A 938-nucleotide genomic window follows, 5' to 3' on the forward strand; every position below is an offset into this window, starting at 1 on the left:
ACCGGTCGCGGTGTCCACGTGGTAGGCGACGACCTCGAACTGCTTGCCCGAGAAGTTCAGCCGCATCCCGTGGGTGAGGTGACCGCCGTGCGCCAGGTCCAGGCCGAGGATGGTGTCGCCGGGCTGGGCCAGGGCGAAGAGCGCGGCCTGGTTGGCGGAGGCGCCGGAGTGCGGCTGCACGTTGGCGTACTCGGCGCCGAACAGGTCCTTCACCCGGTCGATGGCGATCTGCTCGGCCACGTCGACGTGCTCGCAGCCGCCGTAGTAGCGGCGGCCCGGGTAGCCCTCGGCGTACTTGTTGGTGAGGACCGAGCCCTGCGCCTCCAGGACCGCGACGGGAGCGAAGTTCTCCGAGGCGATCATCTCCAGGGTGGACTGCTGGCGGTGCAGCTCGGCGTCGACGGCGGCGGCGACGTCCGGGTCCAGCTCGTGCAGGGACTGGTTGAACAGGGTCATCAGCGGTCTCCTGTGCGGGTTCCGGAGGGAGGCGAGGGGGGACGGGAGGTCAGTGCGCGGGTCCGACGTCGAGCTTGTTCTGCAGCCAGGTGTGGAACTCGCCGATGTGGTGCTCGCTGGGCACCAGGACACCGCCCTTGGCGTACGCCTTCGAGCTCATCGCCGGCTGGGTGCGCTCGCAGGCGTCGAAGTCCTGCTGGTTGACCCGGTGGAAGAGCTCCACCGAACGCTCCACGTCCTTGCCGCTGTCGACGACGTGCGGCAGGTACAGCCAGTCGCACTCGACGATCGTGCGGTCGGCCGCCATCGGGTACATCCGGTGGAAGATGACGTGGTCGGGGACGAGGTTGATGAACACCTGCGGCCGGACGGTGATCGCGTAGTAGCGGCGGTCCTGCTCCTCGGCGACACCGGGGATGCGGTCCAGGCCCTCGGAACCGTCGACGGTGAACCCCCGCACCTCCTCACCGAACTCCGCGCCA

General features: G+C 69.1%; 1 protein-coding gene and 1 pseudogene. Both read right to left on the bottom strand.

Features of this window, described 5'->3' with window-relative positions; all coding sequences use genetic code 11:
- Nucleotides 1-456: pseudogene (locus tag PUR53_RS00865) on the bottom strand (serine hydroxymethyltransferase); the annotation flags it as partial.
- Between the two features lie 49 nt (nt 457-505).
- Nucleotides 506-938: SRPBCC family protein (locus PUR53_RS00870; protein ID WP_329902034.1), on the bottom strand; the 433-nt coding region annotated here is incomplete at its 5' end.

Source organism: Streptomyces sp. SP18BB07 (assembly GCF_036322545.1).
Taxonomy (GTDB): Bacteria; Actinomycetota; Actinomycetes; order Streptomycetales; family Streptomycetaceae; genus Streptomyces; species Streptomyces deccanensis.